Origin of the sequence: Leptolyngbya sp. FACHB-60 (assembly GCF_014695775.1) — a bacterium.
In the GTDB taxonomy this organism is placed as follows: Bacteria; Cyanobacteriota; Cyanobacteriia; order Phormidesmidales; family Phormidesmidaceae; genus Nodosilinea.
In genome coordinates, this window is the sequence record NZ_JACJOX010000030.1 from 122,876 (window position 1) to 142,503 (window position 19,628).

General features: G+C 56.2%; 18 protein-coding genes. 8 read left to right on the forward strand and 10 right to left on the reverse strand.

Annotated elements, in window-relative coordinates; translation table 11 throughout:
• Positions 1–31: 31 nt before the first annotated feature.
• The gene (locus H6F57_RS12805; RefSeq protein ID WP_190629121.1) at positions 32–847 is read right to left on the reverse strand and encodes an inositol monophosphatase family protein; all 816 of its coding nucleotides are present in this window, start codon (positions 845–847) and stop codon (positions 32–34) included.
• Between the two features lie 2 nt (positions 848–849).
• Complete coding sequence (locus tag H6F57_RS12810; RefSeq protein WP_190629122.1) at positions 850–2,313, reverse strand: BCD family MFS transporter; 1,464 nt, start codon at positions 2,311–2,313, stop codon at positions 850–852.
• Positions 2,314–2,678: 365 nt separating this feature from the next.
• On the opposite strand from H6F57_RS12810, the gene H6F57_RS12815 reads away from it, so the two are divergent.
• Positions 2,679–4,469, forward strand: coding sequence for an SLC13 family permease (locus tag H6F57_RS12815; protein WP_190629194.1), 1,791 nt, complete (start codon positions 2,679–2,681; stop codon positions 4,467–4,469).
• Positions 4,470–4,600: 131 nt separating this feature from the next.
• Here the strand turns inward: H6F57_RS12815 and pstB are convergent, their stop codons facing one another.
• Positions 4,601–5,404 (reverse strand): phosphate ABC transporter ATP-binding protein PstB, encoded by an 804-nt coding sequence (gene pstB, locus H6F57_RS12820; protein ID WP_190629123.1) that lies wholly within the window; start codon positions 5,402–5,404, stop codon positions 4,601–4,603.
• A gap of 439 nt (positions 5,405–5,843) precedes the next feature.
• Between pstB and H6F57_RS12825 the strand changes: the two genes are divergently transcribed.
• On the forward strand, positions 5,844–7,943 hold the full coding sequence (locus H6F57_RS12825) for a diguanylate cyclase (RefSeq protein ID WP_190629124.1): 2,100 nt from the start codon (positions 5,844–5,846) through the stop codon (positions 7,941–7,943).
• 85 nt (positions 7,944–8,028) lie between these two features.
• Positions 8,029–9,324 (forward strand): glycosyltransferase family 4 protein, encoded by a 1,296-nt coding sequence (locus H6F57_RS12830; protein WP_190629125.1) that lies wholly within the window; start codon positions 8,029–8,031, stop codon positions 9,322–9,324.
• 23 nt (positions 9,325–9,347) lie between these two features.
• On the opposite strand, the gene H6F57_RS12835 is transcribed toward H6F57_RS12830, so the two are convergent.
• Together H6F57_RS12835 and H6F57_RS12840 are read right to left on the reverse strand one after the other, a co-directional pair.
• The gene (locus H6F57_RS12835) at positions 9,348–9,590 is read right to left on the reverse strand and encodes a 2Fe-2S iron-sulfur cluster-binding protein (protein WP_190629126.1); all 243 of its coding nucleotides are present in this window, start codon (positions 9,588–9,590) and stop codon (positions 9,348–9,350) included.
• A 15-nt stretch (positions 9,591–9,605) separates the two neighbouring features.
• Positions 9,606–9,887, reverse strand: coding sequence for a DUF2470 domain-containing protein (locus tag H6F57_RS12840; protein ID WP_190629127.1), 282 nt, complete (start codon positions 9,885–9,887; stop codon positions 9,606–9,608).
• Positions 9,888–9,936: 49 nt separating this feature from the next.
• On the opposite strand from H6F57_RS12840, the gene H6F57_RS12845 reads away from it, so the two are divergent.
• From H6F57_RS12845 to H6F57_RS12855, 3 genes are all read left to right on the forward strand, one after another.
• On the forward strand, positions 9,937–10,332 hold the full coding sequence (locus tag H6F57_RS12845) for a hypothetical protein (RefSeq protein WP_190629128.1): 396 nt from the start codon (positions 9,937–9,939) through the stop codon (positions 10,330–10,332).
• A 62-nt stretch (positions 10,333–10,394) separates the two neighbouring features.
• Positions 10,395–10,523 carry a photosystem I reaction center subunit VIII gene (gene psaI, locus H6F57_RS12850; protein ID WP_190629129.1) on the forward strand — a complete coding sequence of 43 codons (129 nt, stop codon included), beginning with the start codon at positions 10,395–10,397 and terminating at the stop codon, positions 10,521–10,523.
• 30 nt (positions 10,524–10,553) lie between these two features.
• Positions 10,554–12,002 (forward strand): glycosyltransferase, encoded by a 1,449-nt coding sequence (locus tag H6F57_RS12855; RefSeq protein WP_190629196.1) that lies wholly within the window; start codon positions 10,554–10,556, stop codon positions 12,000–12,002.
• A 55-nt stretch (positions 12,003–12,057) separates the two neighbouring features.
• On the opposite strand, the gene H6F57_RS12860 is transcribed toward H6F57_RS12855, so the two are convergent.
• Positions 12,058–12,960 (reverse strand): tetratricopeptide repeat protein, encoded by a 903-nt coding sequence (locus H6F57_RS12860; protein WP_199289833.1) that lies wholly within the window; start codon positions 12,958–12,960, stop codon positions 12,058–12,060.
• Positions 12,961–13,484: 524 nt separating this feature from the next.
• On the opposite strand from H6F57_RS12860, the gene H6F57_RS12865 reads away from it, so the two are divergent.
• Both H6F57_RS12865 and H6F57_RS12870 read left to right on the forward strand, forming a co-directional pair.
• The gene (locus H6F57_RS12865) at positions 13,485–14,087 is read left to right on the forward strand and encodes a helix-turn-helix transcriptional regulator (protein WP_190629130.1); all 603 of its coding nucleotides are present in this window, start codon (positions 13,485–13,487) and stop codon (positions 14,085–14,087) included.
• 188 nt (positions 14,088–14,275) lie between these two features.
• On the forward strand, positions 14,276–15,055 hold the full coding sequence (locus H6F57_RS12870) for a photosystem II S4 domain protein (protein ID WP_190629131.1): 780 nt from the start codon (positions 14,276–14,278) through the stop codon (positions 15,053–15,055).
• A 59-nt stretch (positions 15,056–15,114) separates the two neighbouring features.
• Here H6F57_RS12870 and H6F57_RS12875 read toward each other — a convergent pair whose 3' ends face one another.
• From H6F57_RS12875 to H6F57_RS12890, 4 genes are all read right to left on the reverse strand, one after another.
• On the reverse strand, positions 15,115–16,452 hold the full coding sequence (locus H6F57_RS12875; protein ID WP_190629132.1) for a UDP-glucose/GDP-mannose dehydrogenase family protein: 1,338 nt from the start codon (positions 16,450–16,452) through the stop codon (positions 15,115–15,117).
• Entirely contained in the window at positions 16,453–17,592 is a 1,140-nt protein-coding gene (locus H6F57_RS12880) for an NAD-dependent epimerase/dehydratase family protein (RefSeq protein ID WP_190629133.1), read from the reverse strand.
• A gap of 137 nt (positions 17,593–17,729) precedes the next feature.
• Positions 17,730–19,040, reverse strand: coding sequence for an NAD(P)-dependent oxidoreductase (locus tag H6F57_RS12885; protein ID WP_190629134.1), 1,311 nt, complete (start codon positions 19,038–19,040; stop codon positions 17,730–17,732).
• A 15-nt stretch (positions 19,041–19,055) separates the two neighbouring features.
• Positions 19,056–19,598 carry a dTDP-4-dehydrorhamnose 3,5-epimerase family protein gene (locus H6F57_RS12890; protein ID WP_190629200.1) on the reverse strand — a complete coding sequence of 181 codons (543 nt, stop codon included), beginning with the start codon at positions 19,596–19,598 and terminating at the stop codon, positions 19,056–19,058.
• Positions 19,599–19,628: the final 30 nt, after the last annotated feature.

Below are 19,628 nucleotides of genomic sequence, written 5' to 3' on the forward strand. Positions count from 1 at the left end.
TGGGCTTTTCTGCATGCCCCAAGGATGCCGCCTAACGATTGGCCACTTGCTGCACCAACGGCCGGAAGCCTTCTACCAAGGGAGCCTGGGCTGTGGCCAGCGTGGGGTAGGGCCGAGTGCTGTAGTCTTTGCCTATTTCCAGCGGAAAAGGTTCTACGTCATCTAGCGGTACCCAGGTGGCTCCGGCGGCTTGGGCGATCGCCCACACCGCCGCAATATCCCAGATTTTGGGCGTCGCTTCTACTGCGCCAATCGCCCACCCGGCCCCCACAATCAGCAGGTTATAGGCTGCTGAGCCCAGCATGCGAATCTTGCAGGGAAAGGGTTTCTCCAGCACTGCGGTGCTGCGGGCGCAGAGGCTAAAGAACTGAGTTTTGTCGGGGGTTGCCTCACTGCTGTGGATGGGGCGACCGTTGCAGAAGGCTCCGCTGGGCATGTCTAGACCGCTATCTGCCGGCCAGTAGCCGTAGAAGGATTGGTTTAAAGGCGGCATGGCTACAAAGCCAAAGACTGGGGTGCCTCGATATAGCAACCCTAGGGAAATGCCCCACACCGGAATGCCGCGAGTGAAGTTGGTGGTGCCGTCGATGGGGTCAATAATCCAGCACCAGTCGGTGGCGGGGAAAATGTGCTCCACCTCTTCGCTGAGCACGCCATGGTCAGGAAAGTTTGCCGCTATGGCGGTGCGCAGGGTGTCGTCGGCCCAGCGATCGCACCGCGTTACCAGACTGCCATCGGCCTTTAAATCGGCCTGCACCTGGCCAAAGTCTTCGAGCAGCTTTTGCCCCACGGTTGTTGTGGTCGCCTGGGCAAAAGCCAGCACCTCATCCCAAAAATTTTGTGACATGCTCAATCCATATCGCTTTCCATCGCAGCGGTAATCGCCGCCTTGGCATTGGCTTGAAACTCTTGAATATTCACCCGGCTGAGCAGCCAAATCGCGACCAGCATCCCGATCGCTTGCAGGGTAAACACCAGCCCGTAGGCCAAAAATGCCTGGGGCTGCCCCACTTCCGCCGCTCCATTAAAGCTTCTCAGGATAGCGCGACCCAGATCGAGCACGCCGCCGCCAATGACTGTGGCGCTACCTCGGGCGATCGCCTGAGCCAACCCCCAAGCCCCAATGAAGGTGCCCGCTGTCTCCGCCACCGTCAGATCCAGCATCAGCACGATCGCCCCCAGGGTGAGAATGCCAGAGGCCGTGCCAAACAGAAATACCGCCGTCAGCAAAATCGCCGGACTGCCCGTCAGCCCTGACAGAGTAATACCTACCAGGCACACCGCTGCCCAGCTACAGCCCAGCACCACCGTACGCTTTTTGCCTAGGCGGGGCACTATCAGCCAGCCGCTGACAATAATGCTCAGCAGCGTGCCCAGGCCAAAGGCGGCGTTGAGCTGGGTGGTTTCGGCAATGGTCATGCCAAAGACTTCGCCACCGTAGGGCTCCAGCACCGCATCCTGCATAAACAGGCTGAGGCTAAGCACCAGCAAAAAGGTGAAAAACAGCCCCGTCTGCCGGCTGGCGGTGAGAATTTTGAGAGCCCGACCGAGGGTGAGGCTGTCTTCTCGATCGCGCAGTGACGATCGCTGGGTTAGCCGCGAATATTTACGCTCAATGCCGTAGGTGCTCACCACCGCCAGCACGCACACCACCGCCGGGGCAATCACAAACAGCCGATTCACTGCACTGCGCACCTGATCAAAGGGGGCATTCAGCTCAATTGGCTTCAGCACAATAGAGGTGATAATCACCCCGGCGATAATGCCTACCATCAGCATGGCCCAGCCAATGCCCACCAGGCGCGATCGCGAGTCTTCATCCGACACATCTACCAGCAGCGCCGTAAATGGGGTAGAGGTGGCACTCAACGCCAGGCCATAGACCGCAAACAGTAGCCCCAGCAGCCCCACCCAGGGGTATACCGCTGGCCCCCAACCTTCCTCAGCAATGCGGCTGCCAATTTGCCACACCACCTGCAACGCGCAAAACGCTGTCACCGCCACCGTCACAATGCCAAGCCAAATATAGCCGCTGCGGTGGTGGCCAAAAATTGGCCTAGAGTCAGACATCTGGCCAAACCATACCCGAGCTGGGGCCATAAACTGGTGTACCGCAATGGCCCCAGCTGCCACCAACGCCGGTACTCGCAGCTCTTCGATCATCACCCGGTTGAGCACCCCCAGGGTGAGCAGCGACATAATGCCCAAACCCATGTTGAACACCCCCAGACGCAGCATGGTCAAGAGGCTCAGATTGGGCTTGGGAACGGCCGCCGAGCCCGGCGCCGAGGTCGAAACATCGGGGCTAGTCATAGGCTTTTAAGAAAAATCGTTGGAGGATAGTACTACCTTAGAACCTAATTGTAGGGCCAGATCAGGTTGCTCCTAACCCAGTACGCAAGCTCAGGAAAACATTCTCACTATCCGTCAGACCAAATTAGACAAAGAGAGTTGCTGAGGTCAATTATTGAAAGACAGCAATCACTGTTCGATAACTGCTGTTGCAATATCCCTCAAAGTCCTGTGGTCGTAAGGACATTGCGCCGCTATGCAGCAAGTTTGTACTTTAGTTCGAAACCAGAAAAAAGCTAGATGGATTTCAGGTGAACCTCAACCGTTTCAAGCACGCGGTGTGCAAAACTTAAGCTTAATCTAAGCTTCAAATGGGCATGGACTTTATTCAAAATCCTATTTTTCTGATGCTGGTGGTTCTAATCTGCTCTCTGATCGCCTTCGTGGCAGAGTGGCTACCGGTAGATTTGACCGCCCTGGCGATCGCCACTGTATTAATCGTTTTAGGGCTAGTTACGCCTGAGGAAGGCATCGCCGGGTTTGGGAACGCAGCCACCATTACTGTCATGCTCATGTTCATCCTGAGCGCTGGCATCGCTAAAACGGGTGTCATTCAGATCGTGCGAAACTGGCTGATGAAATGGGGAGGCAAGGAGCCTTCTCGGCAGATTTTTGTGATGGGTATATTGGTGGGGCCGATTACGGCCTTTATCAATAACACAGCTGTGGTGGCCGTTTTTCTGCCGATTGTAGAAGAATGGTGCAAAAAGCAGAATATTTCTCCGTCGAAGCTGCTGATCCCGTTGTCCTACGTCACGGTGCTAGGTGGCATGATTACGGTGATCGGTACGTCAACTAATATTTTGGCCAGCGGAGTGTCTAAAGACCTGGGCTATGGGGAATTTGGGCTGTTTCAGTTCACCGCAGTCGGGGTCATCACGTTTATCGTGGGTTTGGCTTACTTATCGCTATTTGCCCCCAGGCTCTTGCCCGATCGCAAATCGTCGTCTCCCAATTTGGCCAACTACGAGTTGAAAGACTACATGAGTGAGGTGGTCATTACCCCACGCTCAACCCTAATTGGCCAGACCTTAAAGGCGAGCGAGATTCAGCGGAAATTTGACATAGACGTGCTGGAGATCATTCGCGATGGCAGCCACTTTGCTCAACCCCTAGCCGACAAGGTGCTGCAAGCGGGCGACCTACTGCTCATTCGAGGCGGCCGGGATGAACTGCTTAGCCTCAAAGATCAGCGCGGGTTAGACATTCTGCCCGAGGTCAAATTTGGCCAACCACCCCTTGCAGATGAGCTAGATACCGGCGAAGAGCACATTGCTGAGGTGTTGATTCTGTCAAATTCTCGCTTGGTCGGCTCCACCCTTAAGGAAATGCGCTTTCGCCAACGCTACAACGCCACAGTGCTAGCTATCCGCCGCGGCGAAGAACTGGTGCGCGATCGCATGGGCAGAGTTCCCCTCCGCTTCGGTGACTTGCTGCTGGTGCAAGGTCCCCAGAGCAGCTTTACCGGCTTGCAAACCACCCGAGAGCTACTGGTTCTGGAGCAGCGGGAGGCTGAGGGCCTGCGGGTTGACAAGGCCTGGATTGCGATCGCCATCATCCTGGGCGTAATTGTGGGTGCCGCCTTAAACTGGGCTCCTATTCTCGTCACTGCTCTGATGGGGGTGATGGCAATGGTGATTACAGGCTGCCTCAAACCAGGAGAAATCTATGGTTCGGTGCGGTGGGACGTCATTTTTTTGCTGGCCGGGTTGATTCCCCTCGGCACAGCCATGGAAAACTCTGGTACCACCGACTGGCTGGCGCAGCAGCTAGCCGCCATTGGCGGTGGAGCATCGGGCATCGTCCTCTTGATGATTTTTTATTTGGTGACTAATCTTCTGACCGAACTGCTCTCAAATAATGCTGCTGTCATTTTAATGATTCCGATCGCAGCGGGGGTAGCAACAAGTTTAGAGTTGAACCCCATGGCCTTTATTTTTACTGTTACCTTTGCTGCCTCTAACAGCTACATCACGCCCATCGGTTACCAGACCAACACGATGGTGTATGGCCCGGGGGGCTATAAATTCTTTGACTTTACCCGAGTCGGTTTGCCCCTCAACATAATTTTGACGGTGATAACGCCACTTTTGATTGCCTGGTTGTATGGCCTCTAAAAGTTACGACGCTCAGGTATCAAGGGGCTTGTCTCACCATAATCATCTGCTCACCCGAGCTATTAAAGTAATGAACCGTGTGGTTATCTACAGCAACCACACGGTTCACAACCAAGCGTTATTGGGCAAACCTAGCCGAAACGGCCCGACACGTAGTCGCGGGTAAACTGCTCGCGAGGGTTGTTAAATATGACTTCGGTATGGTCGTACTCCACCAGATAGCCAACCTTGCTCCCCTTGCCAGTGGCCTCGGCATTGTAGAACGCCGTGCGGTCAGACACTCGCGACGCCTGCTGCATGTTGTGGGTGACAACGATGATTGTGTAGTCTTCCTTGAGCTGCTTCATGGTTTCCTCGATCTTGATGGTCGAGATCGGGTCGAGGGCCGAGCAGGGTTCATCCATCAAAATGACATCGGGCTGAATAGCGATCGTGCGGGCGATGCAGAGACGCTGCTGCTGCCCGCCCGAGAGCGATAGGCCACTCTGCTTAAGCTTGTCTTTCACTTCATCCCACACGGCGGCCTTGCGCAGAGATGTTTCCACTAGCTCGTCCATATCGCCCTGGTAGCCATTAATACGAGCGCCCCAGGCAATGTTTTCGTAGATTGACTTAGTAAAAGGGTTGGGCTTTTGAAACACCATGCCAACCCTGCGGCGGAGTTCTACGGCGTCTACCTGCTTGGCATAGATATCGCTGCCTTGGAAGGTGATTTTGCCTTCTACCCGGCACGACGCGATTAGGTCATTCATGCGGTTAAAGCAGCGCAGAACGGTACTCTTGCCACAGCCAGAGGGGCCAATAAAGGCGACAATCTCATTTCGAGGAATAAATAAGTCTACATTGCGTACGGCTAAGGTAGAGCCGTAGTAGACGTTGAGATTTTCGGCCTTGAGGGCTACAGCTGTAGAGGTTGGAGCATAGGCGTTTGACATGAGGACACCAGAATCGCGCTACAGGCCAGCAAGCATGAACACCCTATACTATTGCAGGCCTAGACCCCTTTGGGGTTAAGGAGAGGCTAAGAGACTCCAATCTGGGTCAGTTGGTCCTTAAGGAAACCGTGAACGGTTCTGCATTTTTTATACCAGCTTACTAGAGTCGCCTAGAACCAAGACTTTGCCGCTGCAACTGGTTTAAATCACCTGGCTTGTTTCTCCAGAGTGCTGAAATGGCTGTTTGAGATCACGGCCTGGCCTTTACTTAACCCCTAGGATAGGCCTATAAGCATAGCCCTAACCTTCTGTAAACATGTGGCACAGCAAATGTTTCAGGGCTGGTCTAGGCGCTTTATTCTAGAAAGGTAGGTAGGGTGTTTTGCTTCACTTAATATTGCCGCTCAACCCAGTGCCAAAACTCCCGTTTTACCGACCATTGAGCCGTTTGCTTCAGCCCTTCTCTCTCAGCACGGTGTTGGTAGCGATTTTTGTGCTCCAGCTGGTTAGTGCATTTGGGCTGTTGGGGTTTTTGAGCTTTTATCTCGGCAACTGGGCCGTAGCATTGGTGAGCCTGGGCGTCATTGGCAGCGCGGTGGTGGTGGGGCTGGCGGTGGTCAACCGGGTGCTACAACCCATTTCCCAGCTGCGGCGGGCGATTCAAGCGACGGCTCAGGGCAATTGGCAAACCCCGGTTCCCATCGAGAGCACCGACGAGCTGGGGCAGCTGGCGCGGGCGTTTAACACCATGGCGGCCAAACTGCACGATTCGTTTGCCGAGCTAGAGCACCTCAACCGCGAGATCAAGCGCAGTGAGCGGCGCTGGCGGCAGTTTTTAGACGGCATTCCCCTAGGCATCGCTGTCTACGATCGCCACGGCCAGATGGTGTTTGCGAGCCAGCAGGCCCGCATTTTGCTCTGTCTTGAAGACATGCCCTCGATCCCGTCGCTTGGCCTAGACGAAACCTGCATTGCCTACCAGGCCAGCACTGGCCAGCGCTACCCGACTGCGGCGCTGCCCATTGCCCATGCGCTGCGAGGGCAGCCTGGCTGGGCCGACGATATTGAGCTGCGGCCCGGCAATCAGGCTATACCTATTGAGATGGTGACGACCCCTATCTTTGACCAGGGGGGGCAGGTGGAATATGCGATCGCTGCCTTTCAAGACATCACCACCCGCAAGCAGGCCCAAACGCTGCTGGCCGACTACAACCAAACCCTGGAGCGCCAGGTAGCCGATCGCACCGCTGCTCTACACCAAGCCGAGGCCACCCAGCGAATTATTCTAGAGGCGATTCCCGACCTGCTGGTGCGGTTCTCCGGCGACGGCGTCTGCCTCGACGTGATGAATGCCGGAGCGGTCAACTTGATTGCTGAACCCAGCGCCCATGTCGGCAGACCCATGCATGAGGTGCTCCCCGCCGACATGGTTGCCGAGCGCATGCACTACATTAGGCTGGCGCTACAAACCGGCGAACCTCAGGTTTACGAATATCGCTTTTCGACGGCCGACGGCTGGCGCTATGAAGAAGCTCGGATTGTCACCAGTGGCCCTGACCAGGTATTGGCGATCGTGCGCGACATTACGGAGCGCAAGCAGGCCGAGGCGGAAATCGCTCGCCAGCGTCAGTTTCTGCAGAACGTGATCGACAGCATTCCCAGCATCATTGTGGTCAAAGACCGTCAGGGCCGGGTGCAGATGGCCAACCGGGCCAGCGCCAGCCTGCACGGCATTACTCCCGCCGATATGGTGGGCAAGCTTGACACCGATGTTAACCCCAACGTTTCGAGTTTTGAGGCCATCCAGCAGCACCGCATTCTTCAACAGGTGATTGCGACTCAAATTCCCTACCAGGGTGAGCAGGAAGTGATCGACCGAGGTGGCGTTCGCCGCTGGTATCAGGTTGTGATTAGCCCCTTCCAGGATGCCAGCGGCACCGTCAATGGCGTGATCACTAACTGCATCGACATTACCGATCGCAAGGGGATGGAAACCGCCCTGACTGAGGCCAACGAAACCCTAGAGCGCCTGGCTACTCTAGATGGGCTGACCCACATTCCCAACCGCCGCCGCTTTGACGAGTACCTGGAGCAAGAGTGGCAGCGCATGGTGCGCGAGCAGCAGCCCCTGTCGCTGATTATGTTTGATGTCGATTTCTTCAAACCCTACAACGACTGCCTGGGCCACCAGCAGGGGGATGAGGCGTTGATCGCGATCGCCGCCGCTGCCACCCGTGCCGTCAAGCGCGCTGCCGACCTGCTGGCCCGCTACGGGGGCGAAGAGTTTGCGGTGGTGCTGCCCAACACCCGCCGCGTTGGGGCTGAGATTGTCGCCAAGGCCCTTCAAGAGGAAGTTGCCGCCCTCAAAATCGCTCACCCTCAATCGTCTGTGAGCGACTACCTCACCATCAGCATTGGCATCGCCAGCGTGGTGCCCACGGCAGACCAGTCGCCCGAAGCCCTGATTGCCGCCGCCGATGCCGCGCTGTATCAAGCAAAAAGAAGAGGGCGCGATCGCTACTGGATTCGCCTTATTTAACAATCGTTGCCGGATGAGATTCCCTGGGCATTCTAGGCTGAGTCGCTGAGAGGGTTGGGCTAGCCATAGCTCAACCCTTATTCATATGAAAATTGCTTACGCCACCACCTACGATGTGCGCGATCGCGCCACCTGGCCCCGTCGCCACCTGGGCCTTTACGGAGCCGGGCAAAAAATTGCCGACCTTTTGCAAAATGCTGGCGCTGAGCTGGAGTTTCTCGGCCCGCTGACCCGGCGCAAGGTGCCCATTACTCGGCTCAAGTGGCTGGTTTACCAACGGCTGGGGAAGAGCTATTACAGCCCTGTGGAACCTTGGGTTGCGTCCTACTATGCCCGCCAGCTTGAAGCTCAACTTGCCCGATCTAAGGCTGATCTGCTGCTCTGTCCTGAAAATGCGATTCCTTTAGCACGGGTGCGCACGGCGTTGCCTGTAGTGCTTTGGACCGATGCTCTGCTGGGCAGTTTGGTGGATTTTTACCCCTATCTAACCAATCTGTGTTTAGAGACTCGGCGGCGGTTGCACGTTACAGAGAAGGCGGCCCTGGAGCGGTGCGATCGCGTCATTCTCACCTCCCAGTGGGCAGCCCAGTCAGCGATGGATCTCTACGGTCTGCCCGCCGACAAAATTCGCATTATTCCCCGAGGCGCTAGCCGAGCCCAAGATCTAACTCAGACCGAGATCGAAACCACTGTCGCACAGCGGCCCCCCGGCCCCTGCCGATTGCTGTTTCTTGGGGTTGACTGGGAGCGCAAGGGCGGGCCGCTGGCCTTAGAGGTCGCCCAAACCCTCAACCAGCAGGGCGTGCAGACAGAACTTTGGGTCGTCGGCTGCGAACCTAAATGGACGGGCGATCGCCCCAGCTTTGTGCAGTCATTTGGGTTCATCGACCGCGCTACTTCCCAAGGCGAGGCCCAGTTTGCTCGCCTCCTGAGCACCGCCCACTTTTTAATCTTTCCTACCAAAGCCGATACCTTTGGGGTCGCCATTAGTGAAGCCAACGCCGCTGGACTCCCCTGCGTGGCTGCCGCCGTCGGGGGCATCCCCACCGTGTTGCAAACCGATGTTAACGGCCGCGCCTTCCCGGTAGAGGCCACTGCTAACGACTATGCACAATATATCGCCGCCGTCATGGCCGATTACCCTCGTTATCAAGCTCTGGCCCTCTCGGCCTGGCAGCATTACCGCCAGCACCTCAGTTGGGATGCCGCTCAACAGCAGGCGTGGAGCTATTTACAGGAGTTGGTGACGAGCGGCAACGGTTTAGGACCCAACCCAGAGGGCGATGACTTTTTGAGGCCGGTCTTTGACCATCGCAGCGCAACCACTACGTCCCGTTCTCGCAGCCTGTTCCCGGCGTTCGGCAAAGGATTCAGAGTATAGCTGAGTGGTTTTAGCCAGCATGCCTACCAGGTTGGATCGACATACAGGTTGACGACAAGCCTGTCCTGGCCCGGCGGCACCGCCGAAATGCAGGCGCAGATCGGGTCTGCTTGCCCCTCCAAATCGACTTCGCAGGCGTGGCACGACCCCATGAGGCAGCCGGTGGGAATGCTCACCCCAGCGCGATCGGCTACCGCCAGCAGGGGTTCGCCCGCTTCGGCTTCGACGGTGACACCATCGGGCAAAAATTGAATAGAGACGCTCATAGCAAGGATCTCAGCTTAAGCCCTAGCTTTTGCCTGTTTAAGCATGGCAACTAGGGTGTGGTGGGCATCTTCGGCTCCCTCTAGGGTGTGGTCGAAGGGCACTCGTACAGTAGTTGGGGCACCGTCTACGGTCACTGCCAGGGTCATGCCCTGAGGGTCCACAGATTCCATCACGGCGGCAGTGGCGGTGGGTTGGTTGCCGTAGGCGGTGGCGTAAAGAAGAACCGCTTCGGTGTGGTCGTCGTTCATGTGCTTGCAGATGCGATCGCTCACCGCTGGAGTAATTGGCTCAGCCATAGAAAATCCCGTAGACTACTTCAACATTGGCCATTTGTTACATGCTGTTATGATACCGCCCCTGCCGCCCTCCTCAGAGCATCCCTGGTCTACGGGCCACGTTTTTCAAAGCCCAGGGGCCCACCTTACCTACCGCGTCGTCGGTCCCTGCTGTCGCCTGTTCGATCGCGATCAGCTCCCCTGGCCCTGCTGTCGCATTCAGTGGCGGGGCAAAGAACCTAGTTGGCGGCGCATCGGCAAGCGGTTTGTGCCCGATATGGCCACCCGCAAGTCGCCCTCCTACTGCGTTGAAATTGTCGGCCAGGGCTATGGAGCCCAGTCCTTTGTCACCACTCTTTACACCGCCAAGCTCGATCGCGAAACCCAGGCCTGGTGGCACAGCCGCCTGCTCTTGGAGGAGGCAAACTCGTCGAGTGAGAAAGTTTGTAACAAGATAGACATATAGAACGCCGATTCGCAGTAGTCTTATGCTCAACGCTGTGATGTTGCTATTGAGGTAGAAACCCTATGCCAGCTGCATTCTTACCTACTATTCTGGTTCCTTTGGTGGGGCTTGTTTTTCCCGCTGTTGCCATGGCCTTTTTATTCCTTTACATTGAGCGGGATGACGCTGCTGAGCCCCTCAAGAAGTCCTAAACGTCTGTGATTCAAGCCCATTCCACTAATTTGCTTGAGGCCCCCAAGCAAGACTTCAAGCAAGATATTCGGGCCTACTTTGACTACACTGCCCCCGAGCTAGATCGCTGGAGTCGTCGCAACTGCTACTACTACGGTGATCTGGCTCGGCTTCATCAATTTATTATTCCGCCCGGCAGCCGCGTCCTAGAAGTCGGCTGCGGTACTGGCGACCTACTCCATGCCACAGCTCCAGCGATTGGGGTAGGCATTGACTTTGCTCCAGCGGTGACGGCGATCGCCAGCCAGAAATATCCTGAGTTCGCCTTTTACACGCTAGATGCCGAGGCGCTCGAACCCGCTCAACTGGCCTTAGAACACCGCCAGTTCGATTACATTCTGCTGTCAGGAGTGCTGGGCTACCTGGGCGATATTCAAGCTGTGCTCCAGCGATTGCAGCCCTTCTGCCAACCCCACACCCGCCTTATTCTCACCTTCCACAGCCACCTTTGGGAACCTCTGCTGGGCCTAGCCGAACGAATAGGGCAGCGCCGTCCCCAGCCCCCTCAAAACTGGCTCAGCATGGATGATGTGGCTAACCTGCTCACCATCACCGGCTACCGCCCCCTCCAGCGGGGTAATCGGTTTCTCTGGCCCAAGTTTGTGCCGGGGATAGCCGGCCTGGTGAATCGCTATCTAGCGCCCCTACCCGTGTTCAAGCACCTGTGCCTAACCACCTTTATTGTGGCTCGGCCTCAATCCGTTCCCAGTTCAGAGCAGCCGACCTGCTCGGTCATTATCCCCGCTCGAAACGAGGCGGGAAACATTGCCGCTGCCGTGGCTCGGCTGCCCCAGCTGGGTGCTCACACCGAAGTTATCTTTGTTGAAGGTCATTCCCGCGACCAGACTTGGCCAGCCATTCAAGATTTGGTACAGACCTACCGAGGGCCTTTCACCCTAAAGGCCTTCCAGCAGACAGGGCGGGGCAAGGCAGATGCAGTGCGGCTCGGGTTTGATCAGGCTAGCGGCGACATTCTGCTGATTCTCGATGCCGACTTGACCGTTCCCCCAGAAGATCTGCCCCACTTTGTCGAGGTGTTGGCCTCAGGACGGGGAGAATTTGCCAACGGCTCACGGTTGGTTTACCCTCGCTCCAAGACCGCCATGCCCTGGCTCAATATGGTGGCTAACAAAATTTTTGCTCTACTCTTTTCGTTTTTGCTAGAGCAGCCGCTTAAAGACACCCTCTGCGGCACCAAAGTGCTGTGGCGGCGTGACTACCAGCGCATTGCTGCCGGGCGCAGCTACTTTGGCGACTTCGACCCCTTTGGCGATTTTGACCTACTGTTTGGGGCCGCCAAGCTCAACCTCCACATTGTAGAAGTGCCAATCCGCTACCAGCCCCGCACCTACGGTAGCTCAAACATTGCCCACGTCAGAGAAGGGCTAATTTTGCTGAAAATGTGCCTCTACGCCTCCCGCAAGCTCAAGTTTCGGTAGGGCATCGATGGTGAAATAGTGGCGTAAATTGCTAAACCGTCCCTCTCTAAACCCGCTAGCTCTCGGGCAATTGCCCTAGGTGGCTTTGGGCTTTAGCCGCCCAGGTTGGGTTGCCCATGGTGATGTAGAGGTTCTTGGCATATTCCAGCACGGTGCGGGCTTCATCAAAACGACTGAGCTGAATAAACGCTAACCCAGCACTGTAGTAGGCGTCGGCATAACCGCCGTTGATTTGAGTCGCTATGCGAAACGAGTTGAGAGCGGTTTCGGTTTGACCCTGGTTAAATCGAGCAATTCCCAAGTTGTAGTGGGCCTGGGCGTAGCGGGGCTGAAGCGTCAGAGCTTGTTGCAGCACAGCCTCGGCCTCGGCGTTGCGCTCGGTTTGTAGGTAGATAATGCCCCGCTGCAAAAACGATTCAGGGGCATTGGGGCTATATTGACCTGCCCGCTCGAACGCCGCCAGCGCCTCGGGAAACTTCCCCTGAGATTGGTAAACCAAGCCCAGATTGTAGTGGGCATTGCCCAGGTCGGGCTGGATTGCGATCGCCCGCTGCAAATACTGTTCTGCCTGGTCAAGGTTATTGCCCTCAATTAGAGCCCCGCCTAGGTTTGCGTAGGCCAGTGCAAACTGTGGATCGGCTCGAATCGCGGCCCAGAAGGCGGAGGCTGCCTCTTGCAGCTCACCCTTTTGGCGCAGCGCTAGGCCAATGTTGTAGTGGGCAGCGGCCAGGGTAGGGTCAAGGGTTGCCGCCTGCTGAAACTGAGCTAAAGCCTCGTCAATTTTCCCTTGCTGAACAAGGGTCAACCCTTGGTTAAGGGCGGTCTCTGCCGCCGCTGGCGGTGCGTCCTGGGCATAGCTCGCCACATGCAGGGCTGGAGAGAGGAGAGGAAGTGCGATCGCAGCGGCCATCACGCTCCCCCGCAAACGCTGTAACAGTCGTCGATTGGCCGATATCATATCGCTGCTATGGCCCCTAACCCAGTAGAACGCCCATAACAATATAGACAAGCGCATATTTTTTCAACCGTCTCCGCGGACTGCGTCAATGACTTAGCGGCCAGCACAGCAGATCGGGCAGGACGCTTTGGTAGCTACCGAGCCCTTGCTGCCCCCGGCTCAGAACACGGCGAAACAGCATCCACGTAAGCCCTTTAATCCGAAAGCGGTTTCTGTAGGCCAGTAGATTGACTTAAAAAGTTAGTAAATTCCCATAGAAACTTGCCAGATTTTCCAGAACAACGCTTCATCTTGGTGAAGAATCTGTCAGCTTTAACCGTTTTTCCACGGGCAATTCACCTTCGCCGCCGCTGCGACCCTGTAGAAACCACTTAGAAAACTGTCCCTCGTGTACGGAGATCCCACCTTCCAGGTTGAGGTTCTCCTTATCGCCAACTCCAGCGCAAAACATCCCAGCGCAACTTAACCGGCTGTGTTCCCGGATGACTCCCTTAACTCTGCTGTGTCTTAAACCAGGTAGCCCCATGGTCACTATGAGTTCATCCACCACTCTCTCTAATGCTCGTTTTATTGCCCCCCCAGCAGCCCAGGCCAATTTACCTCTGCTCAGCGCCGTGCTTGAAGGCTTTGTTGATGGAATTTTGGTCTTAACCGAAGACGGCACCTGCATCCACAGCAATCAGAAGGGTCGAGCCCTCTGCCGCGATCTCAGCGGCGGTGATAGCTCCAACTTTCTGCCCCCCAGCCTTAGGGCTATGTGCGTGCACCTCCAAGAAAGCCGTGAGTTTTACCCCGAAACCCTACTAGTGCTCACTCAAGAGTTTAGGTCGTGCTCTGGTCATCAAATTCGAGCCCGTATTCAGTGGCTCGAACTGCCTGCCACGACCAGTGCTTATCTGCTGATTTCTTTAGAAAATCAGACCTACGCGGCCCATGCCTCTGCCATGCTTGAGGCGGTGCAGTATAACCTCACCCCCCGTGAACGAGCCGTGTGGGTGCTGCGCCGGGCCAATCGCACCTACGATGAAATCGGCCGGGAGCTTTACATTACCGTTAATACCGTGAAGCGCCACCTAAAGAGCATTTACGCTAAGCGCAAGGAGGTAATTGAAGCGATCGCAAACTAACTACCGCTGCAGAAACTAGGTGTTTATGTCGAAAGGCCAGATTTATCCAGCCACAACATAGCCACCTGGTTTCCCTCCTCTCCCCCAGGTCTGCCTGACAGTAAGCTAGGATCAGTGCCCGAAGGTTGGGTTTGCCCAAGTCCACCCCATTACTGAACTACTGATCTGTCGCTAAACGCTTTCTGCCCATGCTGCCCAAGGATGATCTGCTGAAATCGATCGACAACCACGACTGTTTAGCCCGTGTCTTAGACCAAGCCGACCAGGCCATCAAAACCTGGGATATCGTCGTTACCGACTTTCTGTCGCCCCCCGAGCAAATCGAGGCCGCAGCATTGCTCCAACGATTAACCGATGTTCACAGTCTCGCCTGGGGTGGTTATCCCCAAGCTGAGCGGCAGCGGTTGGCGATCGCTCGGATCGATATTCCCCTCGATCAGAGCCAGATTCCCCTATCGTTGCTGACCGTAGGGGGAAACTTCATGTTCGATCCCGCCAGTCATGGCGACTTTTTGGGGGCGCTGCTCGGTACCGGCCTTCACCGTGACAAAGTAGGCGACATCATCGTTCTTGGCGAGCGGGGCGCACAGGCGATCGTTGTGCCTGAACTAGCAGAATTTCTCACCCAATCGCTCACTCAGGTCCGCTCTGTACCCGTAAAGGCCCAGCCGCTAGAGTGGGATCAACTGCGGGTGCGCCCCCCCCAGAAAAAAGACCTCACTACCGTCGAAGCCTCCCTGCGGCTCGATGCGGTAGCCTCCGCCGGATTTGGCATGTCGCGCAGCAAAATGGCTGACCTAATCAACAGCGGCGACGTGCGCGTGAATTGGAAGCCAATAACCCAAGCCAGTTACACTCTGGCCACGGGGGACTTAATCGTGATTCGCAGCAAGGGAAGGCTTGAAATTGGCGATGTAGCTGTCACCAAAAAAGAAAGGTACCGAGTCAATTTGACCCGGTACCTTTAGTTCTTGCCTAACGGTAGAGACAGAGTTGAGGCTGACTGATTTTGAAGTCAGCCTCAACTCTATAGACCGATCCCCTCGTAGCGGGCAAAGGCCTTTTTGTCGAGCATGCGACGACCGTCAATCACTAGGGGAGGATTGGCCACCCCTCCCAGCAGTTCTGGCAGAGCTTTAAAGTCATTCCAGCGGGTGAGCAGCAACACCACATCCACATCCTGAACGGTTTCGGCTAGGGTGTCGCAGTACTGAATGGGCTGGTTTTCAAAGATCTTTTGGGCTTCGTGAGTGGCCACAGGGTCAAAGGCCTTCACCTTCGCTGACCCTGCTAGCAGCTCCTGCACAATGGGGATGGCAGGCGACTCGCGCATGTCGTCGGTACCGGGCTTAAAGGCCAGGCCCAAAACCGCTACCCGCACCGCATCCAGGTTGGGGAAGTGCTTGGCGAGGCGAGTCATTACCTGCTTGTACTGCACGGCGTTCACATCGATCACAGCATTGAGCAGCTGCATCGGCATGCCCTTCTTAGCCCCGTAGGCGTTGAGCGCCTTCACATCCTTAGGAAAGCAGCTGCCGCCAAAGCCGCAGCCCGCCTCAATATAGGTGGTAAAGGTGGGAACGATGCGCTCGCCACTGGGCAAAATCGGGGTCAGACGCTTGTCGAGGTGGACTCCCTTGGTAACTTCCGTCACATCTACCCCGCCGACGGCGGCACAGAGATTGCCGATTTCGTTGGCAAAGGAAATCATGGTCGCCAGCAGGGAGTTGGCGGTGTACTTGATCATCTCAGCGGTTTTACAGTTGGTTTCGAGCTGGTCAACCCCCTCGAACACGCTGTACATTTCCCGCATAATGGCTAGGGTGCGATCGTCAATGCCGCCTAGCACGATGCGATCGGGGTACATGAAGTCAGGAATCGCCTCGCCTTCTTTGAGAAATTCGGGGTTCATGCCGACGCCAAAGTCAGCCCCGGCCTTTTTGCCAGAGGCCTCTTCCAGAATGGAGAGCACAACTTCATCGGTGGTGCCTGGCACAACGGTGCTCTTAACCACGACTACATGGTAGTCAGCCTTATCCTTCAGCACTTCGCCAATCTGGCGAGCCACAGTCTCAATAAATCTCAGGTCAATTTCATCGCCCCGAAAGGGAGTACCCACGGCAATTAGGGAAATTTGTGATTCCATCACCGCCGTCCGTAGGTCAGTAGTGGCCCGCAGTCGGGTACCCACGTTGGCCTTGAGCATGTCCTCTAGGCCAGCCTCGTAGATGGGCGGAATGCCCTGATTGATCTGATCGACCTTGGCTTGGTCAATATCGACACAGAGAACATCGTGACCTTTCTCAGCCAGACAGGTGCCCGACACGAGGCCGACGTAGCCCGTTCCCACAACAGATATTTTCATTTATGCGTCCTCTGCTTCGCGATTGCCGGAATACCAAACCATGGTGCGTTTCAGCCCTTCGTCAATGGTGATGCTGGGGTCGTAGCCCAAATGATCGCGGGCCTTATCGATAATGGGGCAGCGGCGGTTAGGGTTATCGATCAGGTAGTCTTGGTCGGCGCTTGTCTGGCGTACAACTTGACCGCCGTAGTCAAACTGGTCACGGGCAATCTCAACGACCCGCTCTGCCAGGTTGGCCATCGAGATCTCGGGGGTTTCAACGCCGATGTTGTAAGCTTCACCGGGGTGCCCTTTGACCAGGATTTTGTAGTAGCCGACGATCGCATCGGCGATGTAGCAGAAGGTGCGGGTCGGGGCACCATCGGAGAGCATGACGATGTCGCGGCCGTTGAAGATGTCTCGGGCGAAGTCGGGCAGTACCCGGCGATCGGTGATTTTTAGACCCGGCCCGTAGTTGTTAAAGGGGCGTGCGGTCTTGATAGGCAACTCGTGCTGCATGGCAAAGTTGACACATAGGGTTTCGCCGTAGCGCTTCGACTCGTCGTAGCAGGCCCGAGGCCCAGTGCAGGACACATTGCCGCGATAGGTCTCGGGGGTGGGGATATTTTCGGGGCTGGGGTCGCCGTAGATTTCGCTGGTGGAATAGAACAAAAAGCCCTCTACCGGCGTGCCCTTGGCTTTTTGCTGTAGGCAGTACTCCAGCAGGTAGCGCAGCCCGTTGACGTTCGCATCCATCGTCTCGATGGGATACTTGCGGTAAAACGTCGGTGATGCGATCGAGGCCGCGTGAATGATGAACTGGAAATCACCAACATTCTCAGGCAGAGGGTTGGTGATGTCGTGCTTGACCAGCTCCAGGTGGGGGTTGCTAGATAGGTCGGTCAACCACTCGGGCACGCCCCGAATGTAGTTGTCGTAGATGGTCAGGTGAATGGGCTTAGCGGTGGCATTAACTTCATTCCAGTGCAGCACAGACTGCACCAGGTAGTAGCCCAAAAACCCAGCGCCGCCGGTAATCAACAGGTTTTTACCCGACAGGGTGGCAAATTCTTCCGATAGGTGATTGCAGATATAGGTTAGGTCAGCCTGGATAACGTCTTCCGCAGTATTTAAAGAGGCTAGACTCGGTGCTTGAACCATTACAGTTTCCTTATAGAAAGTAGAAATTAGAGATGAGCAGGATAAGGCATGGGCGGACACCCCCATTGGGTGCCCTTGCCCAGCCGCCTGTGGCCGTGGGCATGGATCAAAACTCCGCTGAAGAAGGCTACAACTAGCTACACCGCTGCAGCTACTTTAGCCTTGGCAAAGTAGGCATTTTGCTCCGCCCGCAGCCGATGGGCAACGCTGTCCGCCGGGATCTCAACGTCGTCATAGGTAAGGACGTGATCCTTCGCGACAGGGCGCTTGAGGCGACAGCCTTCGGCTAAGCCCATGGGTAAAAGATTGTCCTGGTTGACAATGTCGGCGTTTTCGCACTGGCCATAGGTGTGGTAACCACCCAGGCCATCCAAAGTTTGGCCAACCTCAAGATCGATTTTGGCGGTCGTGATTACGTCTACGACCGGAGCTCCTAGGGGCGCGATGATGACATCGTTCAGCAGTGCCACCCGAGCCGCCGACAGTGGCACCTCAAAGACGGTCAGGTGATAGGGCACGTAGAAGCTGTAGAGCGGGCCTTCTCCAAGCTTGCCGTAGTTGAGGTAGTGGGCCTGGGTCGGCTCGTTGCAGGTGGCGTAGACAAACACGCCGGGGCTAGGCTTTGGCCCGACCACGTAGTCAACAATGCCGCCAAGGGACTTCATCTGCTCTACGTCGTAGAGATCGAGCATGTCATCGACGTGGCCTTTCGAGTGGTAGCCCAGCATGCCCCGCTGGGCCACTTTCATGCCGGTGGCGTTGGCGACAATGGCCTGCTCAAAGGAGATTTTTGTGCCATCGGCAAAGCTGGTTACCATGTGGGCGGTTTGGCCCCACTGCTTGGCAAAGCTCTCCTGGGTGGTGGGGTTGCGGTAGCGGTCTTGCAGACCTTTGATGTTGCCGCAGAGCAAGGGGTTGAGGCCAATGCTCTTAACAAAGCGGTAGAGATTGAGCTGCACACCGGGCTGATCGCCGTCGCAGCCGGTAATGATCACTCCAGCCCGGTCGGCGTAGACTTTGAGAATAGGGCCAACGGTGCCGTCGAGTTCGGCGTTCATCAGCACCATGGGCTTTTTGTGCTCGATCGCCGCCAGGGTAACCCGAGCGCCATATTCTACGTGGCCTGTCGCCTCGATCAGCACGTCAATGCTGTCGGACTGGCAGAGTAAAGTCGGGTCGTCGGTGACGACGGAGTAGCCCCGGGCGATCGCATCTTCCATGTCGCCCAGGGTGGAGACGACCTTGACATTTTCTACACCAAATTTGGCGTAGGCCTCAACGGCGGTGTCTACTGTGCGGTTGGCGATCGCGGTGAGCACCATGCCGGGGGTGTAATTAACAATTTGGTTAATCACCCCCCGCCCCATAAACCCTGCCCCCAACAGGCCAACGCGCACTGGGTTACCGGCTTCGTGACGCGCCTTGAGCGCTGTATCAACAATGATCATAGAAAAGACCTCGGGTTAGATGGTGAGTAGACTGGGGAGCAAGGGCCAGGCGGTGTCTTTGTCGGAGATGGTGGTCACGGGCAAGGGCCAGCGAATGTTTAAGGCTGGGTCGTCGTAGCGCAGGCCGCGCTCGCAGCCAGGGGTGTAGCACTCGCTAACCATATAGAACGCTTCTGACCCATCGGTCAGTGCCTGATAGCCGTGGGCAAATAGCTCTGGCACGTATAGGCCCAAGCGATTCTCCGCCGACAGTTCAACGCCGAAGTGCTTTAGATAGGTGGGAGACTCTGGCCTCATATCCACAATGACGTGGTAGTTGGCTCCCTGGATACAGCGAAAAAACTTGGCTTCCGCTGCTGGGGGCACCTGATAGTGTAGGCCTCGTAGTGTGCCCTTGAGATAATTTGAAGCCAGATTACACTGAATACCGACCGGTTTTAGCCCTTGGCTCTCGAACTCTTGAGTGCAATACGCTCTCGAGAAAAAGCCGCGATCATCTCCTCGTTTGTCTAGGGAAACCGTAAAGGCTCCCGACAAGGATGTTTCTTCAAAAATCATGCCAATGCTCCCAGTCAGATCAAGGGACTG